This is a genomic window from Microbacterium sp. NPDC055903 (assembly GCF_053615555.1).
Genome location: NZ_JBSHCA010000001.1, coordinates 399,008 through 412,905, shown reverse-complemented (window position 1 = coordinate 412,905; position 13,898 = coordinate 399,008). Strand labels below are relative to the sequence as shown.

Sequence of the window (13,898 nt, the reverse complement as noted above, 5' to 3'; positions counted from 1 at the left end):
CCTGCGCGATTACGCTGGAGGGGTGATTCTCGCCGTCGACACCTCCCTGGGCACCGCCGTCGCCGTCGTCGACGCCGACGGGGCTCCGATCGCGGATGCGTCGAGCCCCGACGCCCTCGGTCATGCCGAAGTGATCGGCGACCTGCTCGAGCGGGCGCTCGCCGCCGGCGGAAGGGTCGACCTGGTCGTCGCGGGGATGGGACCCGGCCCCTTCACCGGCCTTCGGATCGGGATCGCCGCCGCGCGCACGTTCGCCATCGGCCGCGGCCTGGATGTCGTCGCCGTCCCCAGTCATCTCGCGCCGGCGCTCGTCGAGATGGAGGGTGGTGCCGACGGCGCGTTCGCCATCGTCACGGATGCTCGACGGCGCGAGGTCGCCATCACGGTGTTCGACGGACTGGACGCCGACGGCATCCCGCAGATCGTCGCCGAGACCGTGCTCGTTCCGCGGGCGGATGCCGAGGCGCATCTCGCGGGCATTCGAGCGATCGAGACGACGATGCTGGATGCCGGGGCCCTCGCACGGGTAGGCGCGCGTACCGCGCGAGCCGGTCGGGTGCTCACCGGCGGCGAGCCGCTGTACCTGCGCCAGCCCGATGTGACCATGCCCGGGGCGCCCAAGAAGGTCGGCTCGTGACGATCCGGCCAGCGGTCGCCGGTGATCTCGAGGGGATCATGGCGATCGAGCACGCCTCGTTCCCCACGGACGCCTGGAGCTCCGAGACGATGGCCGCGGAGCTCACCGGCGCGCACAGCCACTACCTCGTCGACGAGGAGCACGGCGCCATCGTGGGTTATGCCGGGCTGCGCGCCGTGCGCGGGGCGGCGGATGCCGATGTGCAGACCATCGCCCTGCTGGCCGAGCACAGAGGGGCAGGCCGCGGACGCGCCCTGCTGAGGGCGCTGCTGGTCGAAGCATCCGCTCGAGGTGCGCGCGAGGTCTTCCTGGAGGTGCGCGCGGACAACCCCTCTGCCGCCGGACTGTACCTCTCCGAAGGCTTCACCGAGCTCGGACGTCGCCCCCGGTACTACCAGCCCGATGACGTGGACGCGATCGTGATGCGCCTGGATCTGCGAGTGTGGAGCGCAGGCGCACAGGAAGGAGCGACGGCATGACCGGACCGCTGGTGCTCGGCATCGAGACGAGCTGCGACGAGACGGGGATCGGCATCGTGCGCGGTCGCACGCTCCTGTCGAACACGATCGCCTCGAGCATGGATGAGCACGCCCGCTACGGCGGAGTCGTCCCCGAGGTCGCCGCACGCGCGCACCTGGAGGCGCTGCAGCCCTCGATCGAGCGCGCGCTCGCCGAGGCAGAGGTGCGGCTGGAGGACCTCGACGCCGTCGCCGTGACGAGCGGTCCAGGGCTCGCCGGAGCGCTCATGGTCGGCGTCGGTGCCGCGAAGGGCCTCGCGGTCTCGCTGGGCAAGCCGCTGTACGCCGTGAACCACCTGGTCGGCCACATCGCGGCGGACATCCTCACCCCTGATGCCGCACCGCTGGAGTATCCGACGATCGCCCTGCTCGTCTCGGGAGGGCACACCTCGCTCCTGCACGTGCGCGACCTCACCACCGACGTCGAACTGCTCGGCGAGACCGTCGACGATGCCGCAGGCGAGGCCTTCGACAAGGTCGCCCGGCTGCTCTCGCTGCCCTACCCCGGCGGTCCCGAGATCGATCGGGCCGCGGTGCAGGGCGATCCGAACGCGATCCGCTTCCCCAGGGGGCTGTCGAAGGCATCCGACATGGCGAAGCACCGCTACGACTTCTCGTTCTCCGGGCTCAAGACGGCGGTCGCCCGGTGGGTGGAGCGCTGCGAGGCGGAAGGCGCCGCTGTTCCGGTCGGCGATGTCGCGGCGAGCTTCCGCGAAGCGGTGGTCGATGTACTGGTGACGAAGGCGCTCGCCGCGTGCGCGGATCGCGGGGTTCCCCGCCTGCTCCTGGGCGGCGGTGTCATCGCGAATCGACGGCTCCGCGAGGTGGCGCTGCAGCGCGCGGAGGCGGCTGGCGTGACGGTGCGCATCCCGCCGCTGAGCCTGTGCACCGACAATGGGGCGATGATCGCCGCGCTCGCCGCGGAGCTGATCTCCTCCGGTCGTCGCCCTTCGACGCTCGCGTTCGGTGCGGACTCGACCCTGCCCGTGACGGAGATCCAGGTGGCCGAGCGCGTGGAGCAGGCCGCATGAGCGACGACCCCTCGCCGCGACTCGACGCGGCGAGCCCTGAGGTCGAGAAGCCTGTCGGATCGGCCCGTGTGCCGGGTCGCCGTGACGGCTACTCCAAGTTCCCGACGGGTCCGGTGAGCGTTGAGCCGGTGGTGACGAGCGGGCCGGATGCCGATGCGGTGGGCGCCTGGGTTCCCGACGGCGACCTCGACGAGCTGTCTGAAGAGGACCCGGCACGGCTCGCGCCCTGGGCGCTGCTGGCGGCGATCGTGGCGCTGGTGTCCTCGTTCTTCGTCGGCTGGGGGATCCCCGTGGCGATCGTGGCCGTGATCGCCGCCATCATGTCGTTGCGGCGCCCGGTGGAGAGCCGCGCCATCGCGACCTGGGCGCTCGTGCTCGGGATGGTCGCGACGATCTACAGCGCAGGCTGGCTCGTGTGGGCGGCGATCCAACTCGAGGTCATCGGCTAGTCATGCTGACGCCGGAGGAGGCCGCAGAGCTGCGGCGGTTGCAGGCCAGGGCCTATGCGCCGGACGGAGGCATCTCCGACCCGGATGCCGAGCGATTGCACGCGCTCGAGCAGCGACGGATCGCGCCGGCTCCGGATGCTCGGGCCGACGCCGCCACTGAGCCCGTCGAAGCGAACACGCTCGCTGAGCTCGCCGAAGCGTCTCCCTTTTCGCTCGCTGAGCCTGTCGATGCGCCTTCCCTTTCGCTCGCTGAGCCTGTCGAAGCGTCCTCTTCTCCGCCCGCTGAGCCTGTCGAAGCGCCTCCGCCCACGCGGGGTCTTCGCGCGTTCCTCCGTCACCGCTTCTTCCCCTATGCGGCATCCGCTCTCGCACTCGCACTGGGCATCGGCATCGGCTGGCTCGTGTTCGCGCGGGGCGCGGAGCACATCGCCCTGTCCGCAGACACGGCGGCGAAGCAGGCTGAGCTAGAGACAGGAGGCCGTTTCGATCCCGGCTCCATCCAGCCGCTGGGGGAGCGGTACGGCGCCACGATCTGGGAAGCGACAGCCGATGACGGCGCTGCGCGTTGCGTGATCATCACGCACGGCGAGGATCAGGGATCGCAATGCGCGCCTCTCGAGGACTTCGAGACGACCGGTGTCTTCGCCTCGGTCACACCATCGGATGAGGAGAGCGGCGCGACGGTTCAGATCTCGGCGGCGATAGGCCCGCAGCTCGGTGGCGGTACGGCCGCGATCGTGCAGAAGTACGACATGGACGAGACCTGGGACTGGCGCTCGCAGTACTCCGAGGCCGAGCTCGCCATCGTCGATCAGCTCGAGGAGCAGGGGTATGACGGCGCGATGCTCCAGATCGTCGGCTATGACGGCGACACCCCGGTCTGGATGCAGTGGACCGGCGAAGGCAACTGCGTCATGGTGGTCGTCAGTGACGGGGTCACCGAGGCGTGTGCAGACGCGATGACGGACCCCGTCAGCCTCACCGTGAACGATGCCGACGGCGCGACGACGACGTATCTGCTCACGCAGACGGAGATGCGCGGTCCTCTTCTCACGATCGAGCGCGGCGCACCGGTATCCCTCGACGACAAGACCGGCGAGGCGGAGGGTGACTGACCCGTCTGCGCAGAACGAGCTGCGGCGCCTTCGTGAGAAGGCGTACGGCGCGGGCGGCGTCTTGTCAGATGCCGAAGCGGATCGGCTGCGCGAGCTGCAGGAACCGTCGAGGACGCCGACCGCAGTGTCGGGCCACGTAGCCGGGCCGACTGCCGTCGCGGACGATCGTCCCGCGCACGCGGCAGTGTCCGGAGCATCCCCTCCTGCTCGACCGTCCCGCACCATCGGGGTGATCGCGCTGGCTCTGCTCCTGCTGGCTCTCGGCGCCGCCGGCGGCTGGGCGTTCGCCCGCTCTCAGCAGGACCCGACCATCGAGCTCTCGACGGAGCAGCTTCGCTGGGAGACGGCCCTCGTGGCCGCCGGCGATTTCGACACCGGCTCGGTGCGCCCGATCGCCGTGCGCGGCGGGGTCGTGGTGTGGTCGGCGATGAAGGACGACGGAGAGCAGTACTGCGTGGTCATCGCCGACGGCGCCGCGCCGGAGTCGACGAGCCTGGACTGCGCGCTGCGTGAGAACGCGCTGGCGGGTGAGGCGATGGAGACGGTTCTCGCTCATGCGCCGGAGCAGGGCGAGACTGTGGTCGTGTCGCTCTCCGGCGTGGTCGCCTCCGATGACAGTGTCGTGGTGACGATGCAGGAGCATCCGATTCCGACGGCCTCGTCCACGGGGGCAGCGGATGACGTCGAGGCCACTCAGGCCATGGAGCTGGTGCGCAGCGGGTTCCTGCCGGAAACCATCCACGTCGCCGCGCGGATCGATGAAGCCCCGATCTGGGTGGCGCAGCGGGCCGACGGAAGCGTCTGCATGGTCATCGACGCCGAGAGGCCCGCCGGGGAGGACGTCCCTCGAGACCCCGTGTGCGCGGCGTCCGAGACATCGGGAGCCGTCGTCTCGATGCTCGATTTCGACGCCGTGACCGAGACGACGATCTCCCTCTCGATCCTTCCCGGGGGGATTCCGTCCGTGCGGGTCACGAACGGAGAGGCCCAGCGGCCGCAGAGCGAAGACTGACCCGCGTCACACCCGGTCGGCGAGGATCGCCAGGCGCTGGTCGCCGACCCTGGTCAGGATGAGCGTCGCGGATGCTGAGCCGCTGAGCTTGAGCTTCTTGCGGAAGGCCGCAGGGTCGATGTCGACGCCGCGCTTCTTGATCTCGATCGTTCCGATCCCACCCGCTCGCAGGGCGGCGCTGATCGCCTTGGCGTTCACGGGAAGGGTCTCCCGGATGCGGAAAGACTGCACGAAGGGGCTCGTGACCGCGTCGTCGCCGGTGAGATAGGCGATGTGCTCGTCCAGCATCCCCGCACCGAGACGGCGTGCGACATCTCCGATGAGTCTGGCGCGGATCACCGCGCCGTCCGGTTCGTGCAGGAACGCTCCGAGCGGGCGCACGTCGGCGTCCTCGGCATCCGCCGCGGCGGTCAGCTCGTGCGAGCGCTCGCCGCGGATCACGAGCGCGGCCCTGCGGATGCCCGGCCGTGCCAGCGCACCGGACCACAGCACGAGCTCGACGACGCTGCCGTCCGCGCTCACCCACTGCGCCTCGGCGTCGGCGGGCAGGGCGTCGCGGTCATGGCCGGGGCCGAGTTTGATGCCGGTGGGGACTCTGCTCGCGAGTTCGAACGCCCAGTCCAGCGGTGGCGAGTAGTCGGATGCCTGCACCCGCCGTGTCTCGCCATGGCCTGCGGTCCGGCGGGCCGGGTCCATCCAGATCGCCGTCCGGTCCGTGCGGATGGCGGCATCGTCCACCGCATCCTCGGCCGTGCTGTGCAGCACCCTGGCATCGTCCCCGAACGCGGCGAGGTTGTAGGCGGCGATCGCCGCGGTCACCTCGTCGGCATCCACGGCGGTGACCCGCAAGCCGGCTCCCGCGAAGGCGAGCGCGTCGCCCCCGATCCCGCAGCCGAGGTCGGCGACGTGCTCGATCCCCGCCGCACGCATCCTTCCTGCGTGCCTGGCCGCGACACCGAGCCGCGTCGCCTGTTCGAGCCCCGCCTGCGTGAAGAGCATCCTCTCGGCGAAACCGCCGAACTTCGCCACGGCCTTGCTGCGCAGGCGCGCCTGGCCGACGACCGCTGACACGAGTTCGGGGGAGTGGCCGGCTGACCTGAGCACGGAGACGGCCCGCGTGACGTCGGTCGTGGACTCGATCTGCCCCGCCTCGTCCAGCAGGCGCAGGCCCTCCGGGGTCAGGAGCGCCGCGAGCTCGGTCATCTGCACCGCTTCAGCCTATGGGGCGAGCGTGTCCGTCTGTGGCGAACGACTGGCACTCGCATTGCATGAGTGCCAGCGGAGCGCCTAGACTGGCGTTAGCACTCTCGGGTTGAGAGTGCGAAAAGTCTTTCGTGTCAGCGTCAAGAAAGAAGAGGTAGACCGTGTCGGTTTCCATCAAGCCGCTCGAGGACCGCATCGTCATCAAGCAGGTCGAGGCCGAGCAGACCACCGCGAGTGGCCTGGTCATCCCTGACACCGCCAAGGAGAAGCCCCAGGAGGGCGAGGTCGTGGCGGTCGGCCCCGGCCGCATCGACGACAACGGCAACCGCGTCCCGCTCGACGTCGCCGTCGGCGACCGCGTCCTGTACAGCAAGTACGGCGGCACCGAGGTCAAGTTCGGCGCAGACGAGTTCCTCGTCCTCTCGGCTCGCGACGTCCTCGCGGTCGTCGTCCGCTGAGGCCAGCGCTCAGACAACAGGCAAGGGCCCGGATGCTTCGGCATCCGGGCCCTTGCCTGTTTTGTCCCCCGAACGGGGGACAAAATGCATACGACTATCGTCTATGGCCTTCGCCGTCGCTACTGTTCCCCTGTGCGCCTACCCCACGGGCGCCTATCCAGGGGATCACAATGACTGTTTCTGCTGTATCTCGGCGCGCCCTCACGGCGACGCTTATCACCGCCGCACTCGTCCTCACCCCGGTCGCCGCCGCCGCAGCGCCGACGCCCGACAGCGGTCCCGTGGCCGGCGGGACGCAGGTCACGATCGAGCTGCCCGCGGCGCCGACGGGGTTCGCGCAGCTCGCGGCCAGCTCCTACCAGACGTATGCCATCGGGAACGACGGCCTGTTCTATGCGTGGGGTGGCGACCTGGGCGCCACCCCACAGCTCGTCGCCACGCCGGAGGGTGTCACCTACCTGGAGTTGCGCGCTACGACCTCCGGGCAGAGCAACCCCGTCTTCGCGCGCGGCAGTGACGAGCGGTGGTATGCCTGGGGCAACAATGTGAACGGTTCGCTCGGCACCGGTACCACGGTGAACGCCACCATCGACGCGCCGGCGGTGGTGCAGACGCCGCCCGGTGTCAGCTTCGTCGACATCGCCTCATCCGGAGAGACAGCCTATGCCGTGGACGAGAACGGAAACCTGTACTCGTGGGGCACGGGATTCAACGGATCCCTGGGCAATGGAACATCCGCGTCGACGATGCAGCCATTGCCGACGCTCGTCGTCGAAGACGTGGCGTCGCCCTTCGTCGATGTCATCGGTGGCCAGGACATGGGTCTCGCGCTCACAGCCGACGGCGAGGTCTATTCGTGGGGCTGGGCAGGATCGGAGGGATCTGATTGGATCGGCGCGCTCGGCAACGGGGATGTCGACGGCAGCGTCGTCCCAGTGAGGGTCGCTCTCCCCGATGACGTCGTGATCACTCAGGTCTCCAGCTCGACCGATGAGTCCTCGTTCAGCCTCGCCCTCGCCGATGATGGCCGATTGTTCGCCTGGGGAAGCAACTACAACGCGCAGCTCGGTACCGGCGCCCCAAGCTTCGACGCGAACCCGACGCCGCTGCTCATCACTGCACCGGAAGGTGTGATCTTCACACAGATCCAGACGTTGTATCGCAGTGCCCTCGCACTCGACCAGAACGGCAATGTCTGGGGATGGGGGCAAGAGGCCTTCGGTGAGCTCGGTACGGGAGGGGGCGGCTGGGATCCTGGGTACTCTGCGCAGATCGTTCCCGCGAGCATGCCGGAGGGCGTCACCTTCTCCACGCTCGTGGGCGGAACCACCAATGGTTTCGGGCTGACGTCCGACGGAACAGCCTACGGCTGGGGCGCGAACTTCGACGGAGCGATCGGAACCGGTCTGACCGGGAACATCACTGCTCCGACGGCGATCCCGTTCCCCGAATCCGCTGTCGTCCTCACCGGCGTGACTTTCGGTGGCGTCGCCGCCGACCCCGCGCTCTTCGTCGACAACGGCGACGGAACCTGGACCGTCACCACGCCGCCGCACCCCGCTGGTCCCTACGACGTCATCGTGAACTACACCATCGGCGGTCTCGCACAGGAACCGCTGCTCTACCCCTCCGGATTCGCCTTCCTCGAGGCCCCGGTGCTCGACGTCCCCTCCGCTGAGCTCGTCTGCACCGCATCGATCCAGCGCGTCGACCTCGCTGTGACCGTCCTCGCCGGCTTCCCCGAGCCCGTCGTCGAATGGGAGCGCTCGGTCGACGGCGGTGAGAACTGGTCCGTCATCGCCTCCGGCGACACGACCACCGTCGACGTCGCGCAGCTGAGCGACCTCTACCATGCGCGGGCCGTCAACTCCGAGGGTTCGGCGACGACCGGCCCGATCACCGCGTCGGGCGTCGCCTGCCCGACCGACGGCGGTGCAGACGCGGATGTCGACGCCGCTGCGGATGTGGACGGATCGGCGGATGCCGGTGCGGACTCCGCGACCGACGCGGATGCCGGTGCGGATGCAGACGCCGCCGGAGCCGCAGATGGCGATGATTCGGCCTCCGCCGATGTCGACGCCTCGGGATCGGCATCCGCCGAGGGACAGTCGGCCGATGCGAGCGTGAACGGTTCCGAAGCCAACGGGACTGCGGGCAGCGGCGCCGCCGGCAGCGGATCCGACGGCGCGGGCCAGGACTCCGGCCTCGCAGCCACCGGTGGGGCACCGGCGGCGTGGGCGCTCGGTGCGGGCATCATCCTGCTGCTCGCCGGACTCGCGATCACGAGCATCCGCCGCCGCGCACAGCACTGATCTACGCCTGCGCCCGCGCTCCGTGCGCGGGCGTAGGGTGGATCGGTGAGCCCCGAGGACCCTCTGATCAGTGAACGCCGCGAACGGACCATCGGGACGGTCGCGACTGTCGGCGCATACCTGATCTGGGGTGTCCTCCCGCTGTACTTCCTGCTGCTCGCGCCGACCGGACCCTGGGAGATCGTCGCCTGGCGCGTGCTGTTCTCGCTGGTGTTCTGCGTGCTGCTGCTGGCGGTCACGCGCGGGTGGGCGCCGCTCATCGCGATCGTGCGACAGCCGAGACTGCTCGGCCTCACCGCCGTCGCGGGCCTGCTCATCTACGTCAACTGGCAGGCGTTCCTCATCGGCACGCTCAGCGACCGGGTGGTCGAGACCTCGCTGGGGTACTTCATCAATCCGATCATGATGGTGCTCCTCGGCGTGTTCGTGCTCCGTGAACGCATCCGACGGCTGCAATGGGCGGCCATCGGCATCGCAGGCGTCGCGGTGATCGTCATCGTCGCGGTCTACGGGGATGTCCCCTGGATCGCCCTCACGCTCACGCTGTCCTTCGGTCTCTACGGCCTCGTCAAGAAGAAGATCGGCCCCTCCGTCGACGCCCTCAGCGGCCTCACCCTCGAGTCGGTCTGGCTGGTGCCGATCGCCGCCGTCCAGCTCATCGCCGTCGCGGCGACCACGGGCGTCACCTTCGGCGCGCACGGCCCGTGGCACCTCGTGCTGCTGTGCCTCGCCGGTGTGGCCACAGCGGTGCCCCTGCTGCTCTTCGCGACCGGAACCCGCAGGATCGACCTGACCATGATCGGCATGATCCAGTTCATCACGCCGATCATGCAGTTCCTGCTGGGTGTCGTCGTGCTGCACGAACCGATGCCAGTGGAGCGCTGGATCGGTTTCGCGCTCGTCTGGGTGGCCGTGATCGTCTTCGTCATCGACCTCCTCCTGGCGGCCAGGCGCAGCCGGCGCGGAGCGCCCGTCGCCCTACCATGACGGGCGTCATCAGTGTGAAACAAGATCGTTAGCGCACCGATACCCGCCGCCCCCTGACCCGGTCATAGTGTTAGAGCACCCGAGCGCGGCACCGCCGCGTCCGCTGTTGTCGAAGGAGCAATATGAACGGTCTGCAGGGTTCGCGCCCCAAGCTGCTGGCAGGAATCGCCCTGCTGGGAGCCACGGCGCTCGTCATCGCCGGGTGCAGCAGCACTCCGGCACCGGAATCGTCTGAGGAGCCGACGAACGAGCGTCCGGCGGACGTCGATCTCACGCTGCAGCTCGGATCGCTTCTGCCGTCGACGGGCTCGCTGGCCTTCCTCGGTGCGCCGATGGAAGCGGGCGTTCAGCTCGCCGTCGCGCAGATCAACGAGGCGGATGCCGGCATCACGGTCGAGCTCACCAGCGAGGACGAGGGCGACCTCGACAACAAGGCGTACGAGACCTCGATCACCAACCTCCAGAACGCCGGCATCACGGCGATGGTCGGTGCGGCATCCTCCAGCGTCACCAAGCTCATCCTCGACGGCAACGCCGGTGCGGGCATCCTCACCGTCTCGCCGTCGAACACCTCGCCGGACTTCTCCGGCATCAACCCGCTCTACTTCCGCACGGCGCCCAGCGACCTGCTGCAGGGCGAGGTTCTCGGCAATCAGATCGCCGAGGACGGTCACAAGACGCTCGGCATCATCTACCAGAACGACCCGTACGGCACGGGCCTGTTCGAGGCGATCAAGTCGACGTTCGAGAGCACCGGCGGCGAGGTCGTCGCAGACGCCTCGTACAACCAGGGCGACGGCCAGTTCAACGCGCAGGTCCAGACCATCGCGGCGGCGAACCCGGATGCGGTGGCGGTGGTCTCCTACGACCAGTTCGCCACGATCGCCCCGCTGCTGGGCAACGCGGGCGTCGACACCGGTGCGCTCTACCTCGTCGACGGAAACCTGAAGGACTGGCCGGACCTCCCGATCAGCCTCGAGGGCTCGAAGGGCACCCGTGCCGGCGCCGAGCTGCCGGACGACTTCATCGACCAGCTCAACGAGGTCTGGACCGCCGAGGGCAACGAGCCCATCGACGCGCTGACCTACTCGGCCGAGGCCTACGACGCCGCGATCCTCATCGGTCTGGCGTCGCTCTACGCGGTCTCCGTCGAAGGAGCGGACATCGCCGCGGCGATGCGCACCGTCTCCGGCGGTGAGGGCGAAGGCGAGGCGTGCACGAGCTTCGCCGACTGCGCCGAGATCATCAACGCCGGCGGGACGCCGGACTACAACGGCTACTCCGGCGACGTGACGTTCGACGAGAACAACGACCCGGCCGGTGCCGCGATCGGCGTCTACGAGTACGACGCGGAGAACGTGCAGACCCGCATCAAGTGAGTCACACAGAAGAGGCCCGGATGCTGAGCATCCGGGCCTCTTCTGTGTCCGGCGGTGATTCGGCCGATCGGACAGCCGTCAGGCGGGAACGGGTCAGGCCGCGTCGGTGCCGAGCGTTCCCAGGTACAGCCCGATCACCTTGGGGTCGTTCAGCAGGTCCCGCCCGCTGCCCTCATAGGCATCGCGGCCCTGGTCGAGCACGTAGCCGCGGTCGCAGATCTGCAGGCATCGACGTGCGTTCTGCTCGACCATGATCGTGGTGACCCCGGCTTTGTTGATGTCCGAGACACGGATGAAGGCGTCGTCCTGACGCACGGGGGAGAGGCCGGCGGACGGTTCGTCCAGCAGCAGGACTGAGGGGTCCATCATCAGCGCGCGCGACATCGCCACCATCTGGCGCTCGCCGCCGGAGAGCGAGCCGGCGCGCTGCTTCAGCCGCTTTCCCAGTTCGGCGAAGATGCCCGAGACGAACTCGAGCCGTTCGGCGAAGATCTTCGGGTTCTGATAGAGACCCATCTGCAGGTTCTCCTCAATGGTGAGCGAGGGGAACACGTTGTTGGTCTGCGGGACGAAGGCGACTCCACGGGCGACGAGCTTGTCGGCCTTGAGGCCCACGATGCTCTCGCCGTTCACGGTGATGTCGCCGTCGCGGACGTTGACCATCCCGAAGATCGACTTCAGCAGGGTGGACTTGCCCGCGCCGTTGGGGCCGATGATGCCGATCAGCTCGCCCTGGCGGGCGACCAGGTTGGCGCCGTTGAGGATGTTGACACCCGGAAGGTATCCGGCGTGCACATCGCTGAGCTGGACGACGACGTCGTCGGGGGCGGTCGGGGTCTGCTCGCTCATGGCCTCTCTCCGTCCTCGGCCTCGATCTCGGCCTCGGCTTCCGTCTCGATCTGCGTCCTCAGACGTGTGGCGGCGTCGTCGGAGGCGACCGGGATGCGTCCGGTGACGGCACCGAGATCGACGTCCTGGTGCGCGCCCAGATAGGCATCCACGACCGCCGGATCCTCCATGACGGTCTCGGGCGGTCCTTCTGCGACGACGCGACCCTCGGCCATCACGACCACCCAGTCCGCGATGTGGCGGACCATGTGCATGTCGTGCTCGACGAAGAGCACCGTCATCCCCATGTCCTTGAGCCCCAGGATGTGATCCAGCAGCGACTGCGTGAGCGCGGGGTTCACCCCGGCCATCGGCTCGTCCAGCATCACCAGGGAAGGATCGCTCATCAGCGCCCTGGCCATCTCGAGGAGCTTGCGCTGGCCTCCCGAGAGCGAGGCCGCGAAGTCTTTCTCCTTGGCGTCGAGCTTGAAGCGCCGCAGCAGCTCGCGGGCGCGCTCCTCGATCTCGGCATCCTGGCTGCGCCAGAGGAAGGGGAAGAGCCCCGCCCAGAACCCCTCGCCGCGCTGATTCGGCGCGCCGAGCTTCATGTTCTCGAGCACCGTGAGCAGCGAGAGCGACTTCGTCAGCTGGAAGGTGCGCACCTGTCCCATCCGGGCGACCTTGAAGGAGGGGACGCCGGAGAGCGCCTTGCCGTCGAACGACCAGGTGCCGCTGTTGGGACGATCGAAGCCGCAGAGCAGGTTGAACAGCGTCGTCTTGCCTGCACCGTTCGGTCCGATGAGGGCCGTGATGGCGCCGCGGGGGATCTCGAGGTGGTCCACATCGACCGCGGCGAGGCCACCGAAACGGCGCTGCACACCATCGGCGACGAGGATCGGATCGACCTTCGCGACGCCGGGCGCGCCCGGCCCCTTCGCGAGGCCGGTGCTCTTCTGACGAGGGGCGGTGGTCGCCGACTGCGTCACGTCGTCACTTGACAAAGGTCATCTCCCTCTTGTTGCCGAGGATGCCCTGCGGCCGGAACACGACGATCAGCATCAGCACGATGCCGATCACGATGTAGCGGACCACATCGGCCTGGGCGGCGGTGATCGGCAGGATGCCGGCGTTCGCCATCTCCGGGAGCAGCGAGCCGAGGAACGCGAACACCACCCAGAAGAGCACGGCGCCGAGCGTCGGGCCGAGCACGGTCGCCGCGCCGCCGAGCAGGAGGATCGTCCACAGGAAGAAGGTCAGCGAGGTGGAGTAGCTGCCCGGGATCACCGCGGACGGGAGGACGAAGACGATCCCGCCCAGCGCGCCGATCACGCCACCGACCACGAGGGCCTGCATCTTGTAGGCGAAGACGTTCTTGCCGAGCGATCGGACGGCGTCCTCGTCCTCGCGGATGCCCTTCAGCACCCTGCCCCACGGGCTGCGCATGAGCGCCCAGACCAGCAGCACCGCGAGGATGAGGCAGATCAGGCCGAAGACCCGCACCCACAGATCGTTCTCGTTGTAGACCCACGGTCCGAACCCGTACGTGCCAGGCGGGAACGGGTTCATGTCGCGGAAGCTCTGGTGATATCCGGAGAGGCCACCGGCGGAGTTCGTCCACTCCTTGAAGAGCTCGGTTGTGAAGAGCAGCCGAACGACCTCGGCCGCGGCGATCGTCGCGATGGCGAGGTAGTCGGCGCGCAGACGCAGGGTCGGGATGCCGAGGACCAGCGCCAGCGCCGCGCCGCCGAGGAGACCGACGAGCATGCCGGCCCACCAGGGGAGCCCGAAGCTGAGGATCGAGATGGCATAGCCGTAACCGCCCACCGCCATGAAGGCCGCCATGCCGAAGTTCAGCAGGCCGGTGTAGCCGAAGTGCACGGCGAGGCCTGTCGCGGCGAGGGCGTAGGCGATGGTGGTGGGGCTGAACAGATACGCGGCGGTGTTGCCGAAGATGCTTCCGAAGTCCATG

Annotated in this window: 14 protein-coding genes; 10 read left to right on the top strand and 4 right to left on the bottom strand. The window is 68.8% G+C overall.

Features of this window, described 5'->3' with window-relative positions:
- Window positions 1–22: 22 nt before the first annotated feature.
- The 6 genes from tsaB to ACWGJP_RS01825 are packed head-to-tail and all read left to right on the top strand — an operon-like array spanning window position 23 to window position 4,762.
- A complete protein-coding gene (gene tsaB / locus ACWGJP_RS01850) occupies window positions 23–637 on the top strand; it encodes a tRNA (adenosine(37)-N6)-threonylcarbamoyltransferase complex dimerization subunit type 1 TsaB (protein WP_452328048.1) in 615 nt (204 codons plus the stop codon).
- Window positions 634–1,116, top strand: a complete 483-nt coding sequence (rimI, locus tag ACWGJP_RS01845) for a ribosomal protein S18-alanine N-acetyltransferase (protein WP_452328047.1) — start codon at window positions 634–636, stop codon at window positions 1,114–1,116. The genes tsaB and rimI overlap by 4 nt, the downstream gene beginning before the upstream one ends.
- Window positions 1,113–2,186, top strand: a complete 1,074-nt coding sequence (gene tsaD / locus ACWGJP_RS01840; RefSeq protein ID WP_452328046.1) for a tRNA (adenosine(37)-N6)-threonylcarbamoyltransferase complex transferase subunit TsaD — start codon at window positions 1,113–1,115, stop codon at window positions 2,184–2,186. Before rimI ends, tsaD begins: the two co-directional genes overlap by 4 nt.
- The gene (locus tag ACWGJP_RS01835) at window positions 2,183–2,635 is read left to right on the top strand and encodes a hypothetical protein (protein ID WP_452328045.1); all 453 of its coding nucleotides are present in this window, start codon (window positions 2,183–2,185) and stop codon (window positions 2,633–2,635) included. The genes tsaD and ACWGJP_RS01835 overlap by 4 nt, the downstream gene beginning before the upstream one ends.
- A 2-nt stretch (window positions 2,636–2,637) precedes the next feature.
- Entirely contained in the window at window positions 2,638–3,750 is a 1,113-nt protein-coding gene (locus ACWGJP_RS01830; protein WP_452328044.1) for a hypothetical protein, read from the top strand.
- On the top strand, window positions 3,743–4,762 hold the full coding sequence (locus ACWGJP_RS01825; RefSeq protein ID WP_452328043.1) for a hypothetical protein: 1,020 nt from the start codon (window positions 3,743–3,745) through the stop codon (window positions 4,760–4,762). Before ACWGJP_RS01830 ends, ACWGJP_RS01825 begins: the two co-directional genes overlap by 8 nt.
- A 6-nt stretch (window positions 4,763–4,768) precedes the next feature.
- On the opposite strand, the gene ACWGJP_RS01820 is transcribed toward ACWGJP_RS01825, so the two are convergent.
- Entirely contained in the window at window positions 4,769–5,971 is a 1,203-nt protein-coding gene (locus ACWGJP_RS01820) for a THUMP-like domain-containing protein (RefSeq protein ID WP_452328042.1), read from the bottom strand.
- A 155-nt stretch (window positions 5,972–6,126) separates the two neighbouring features.
- Here ACWGJP_RS01820 and groES point away from each other — a divergent pair, with 155 nt between their 5' ends.
- The 4 genes from groES to ACWGJP_RS01800 all read left to right on the top strand — a co-directional run bounded on the left by groES (window position 6,127) and on the right by ACWGJP_RS01800 (window position 11,101).
- Window positions 6,127–6,423, top strand: a complete 297-nt coding sequence (groES, locus tag ACWGJP_RS01815) for a co-chaperone GroES (RefSeq protein WP_017203655.1) — start codon at window positions 6,127–6,129, stop codon at window positions 6,421–6,423.
- Between the two features lie 170 nt (window positions 6,424–6,593).
- Window positions 6,594–8,735: an RCC1 domain-containing protein gene (locus tag ACWGJP_RS01810; RefSeq protein WP_452328041.1), complete on the top strand. Its 2,142-nt coding sequence runs from the start codon at window positions 6,594–6,596 to the stop codon at window positions 8,733–8,735.
- Between the two features lie 45 nt (window positions 8,736–8,780).
- Window positions 8,781–9,722: an EamA family transporter RarD gene (gene rarD / locus ACWGJP_RS01805; RefSeq protein ID WP_452328040.1), complete on the top strand. Its 942-nt coding sequence runs from the start codon at window positions 8,781–8,783 to the stop codon at window positions 9,720–9,722.
- 122 nt (window positions 9,723–9,844) lie between these two features.
- Window positions 9,845–11,101: an ABC transporter substrate-binding protein gene (locus ACWGJP_RS01800; RefSeq protein WP_452328039.1), complete on the top strand. Its 1,257-nt coding sequence runs from the start codon at window positions 9,845–9,847 to the stop codon at window positions 11,099–11,101.
- A 93-nt stretch (window positions 11,102–11,194) separates the two neighbouring features.
- Here ACWGJP_RS01800 and ACWGJP_RS01795 read toward each other — a convergent pair whose 3' ends face one another.
- From ACWGJP_RS01795 to ACWGJP_RS01785, 3 genes are read right to left on the bottom strand one after another with little or no spacing between them, the layout of a single operon-like run.
- A complete protein-coding gene (locus tag ACWGJP_RS01795) occupies window positions 11,195–11,950 on the bottom strand; it encodes an ABC transporter ATP-binding protein (protein ID WP_452328038.1) in 756 nt (251 codons plus the stop codon).
- Window positions 11,947–12,930, bottom strand: coding sequence for an ABC transporter ATP-binding protein (locus ACWGJP_RS01790; RefSeq protein ID WP_452328037.1), 984 nt, complete (start codon window positions 12,928–12,930; stop codon window positions 11,947–11,949). Before ACWGJP_RS01790 ends, ACWGJP_RS01795 begins: the two co-directional genes overlap by 4 nt.
- Window positions 12,920–13,897 carry a branched-chain amino acid ABC transporter permease gene (locus ACWGJP_RS01785; protein WP_452328036.1) on the bottom strand — a complete coding sequence of 326 codons (978 nt, stop codon included), beginning with the start codon at window positions 13,895–13,897 and terminating at the stop codon, window positions 12,920–12,922. Before ACWGJP_RS01785 ends, ACWGJP_RS01790 begins: the two co-directional genes overlap by 11 nt.
- Window position 13,898: the final 1 nt, after the last annotated feature.

Bases quoted from the DNA above. Each gene is read 5' to 3' on its own strand.
- ACWGJP_RS01785 (WP_452328036.1), bottom strand. From the start codon at position 13,897: ATGGACTTCGGAAGCATCTTCGGCAACACCGCCGCGTATCTGTTCAGC.
- ACWGJP_RS01795 (WP_452328038.1), bottom strand. From the start codon at position 11,950: ATGAGCGAGCAGACCCCGACCGCCCCCGACGACGTCGTCGTCCAGCTC.
- ACWGJP_RS01835 (WP_452328045.1), top strand. From the start codon at position 2,183: ATGAGCGACGACCCCTCGCCGCGACTCGACGCGGCGAGCCCTGAGGTC.
- tsaD (WP_452328046.1), top strand. From the start codon at position 1,113: ATGACCGGACCGCTGGTGCTCGGCATCGAGACGAGCTGCGACGAGACG.
- ACWGJP_RS01810 (WP_452328041.1), top strand. From the start codon at position 6,594: ATGACTGTTTCTGCTGTATCTCGGCGCGCCCTCACGGCGACGCTTATC.
- ACWGJP_RS01830 (WP_452328044.1), top strand. From the start codon at position 2,638: ATGCTGACGCCGGAGGAGGCCGCAGAGCTGCGGCGGTTGCAGGCCAGG.
- ACWGJP_RS01800 (WP_452328039.1), top strand. From the start codon at position 9,845: ATGAACGGTCTGCAGGGTTCGCGCCCCAAGCTGCTGGCAGGAATCGCC.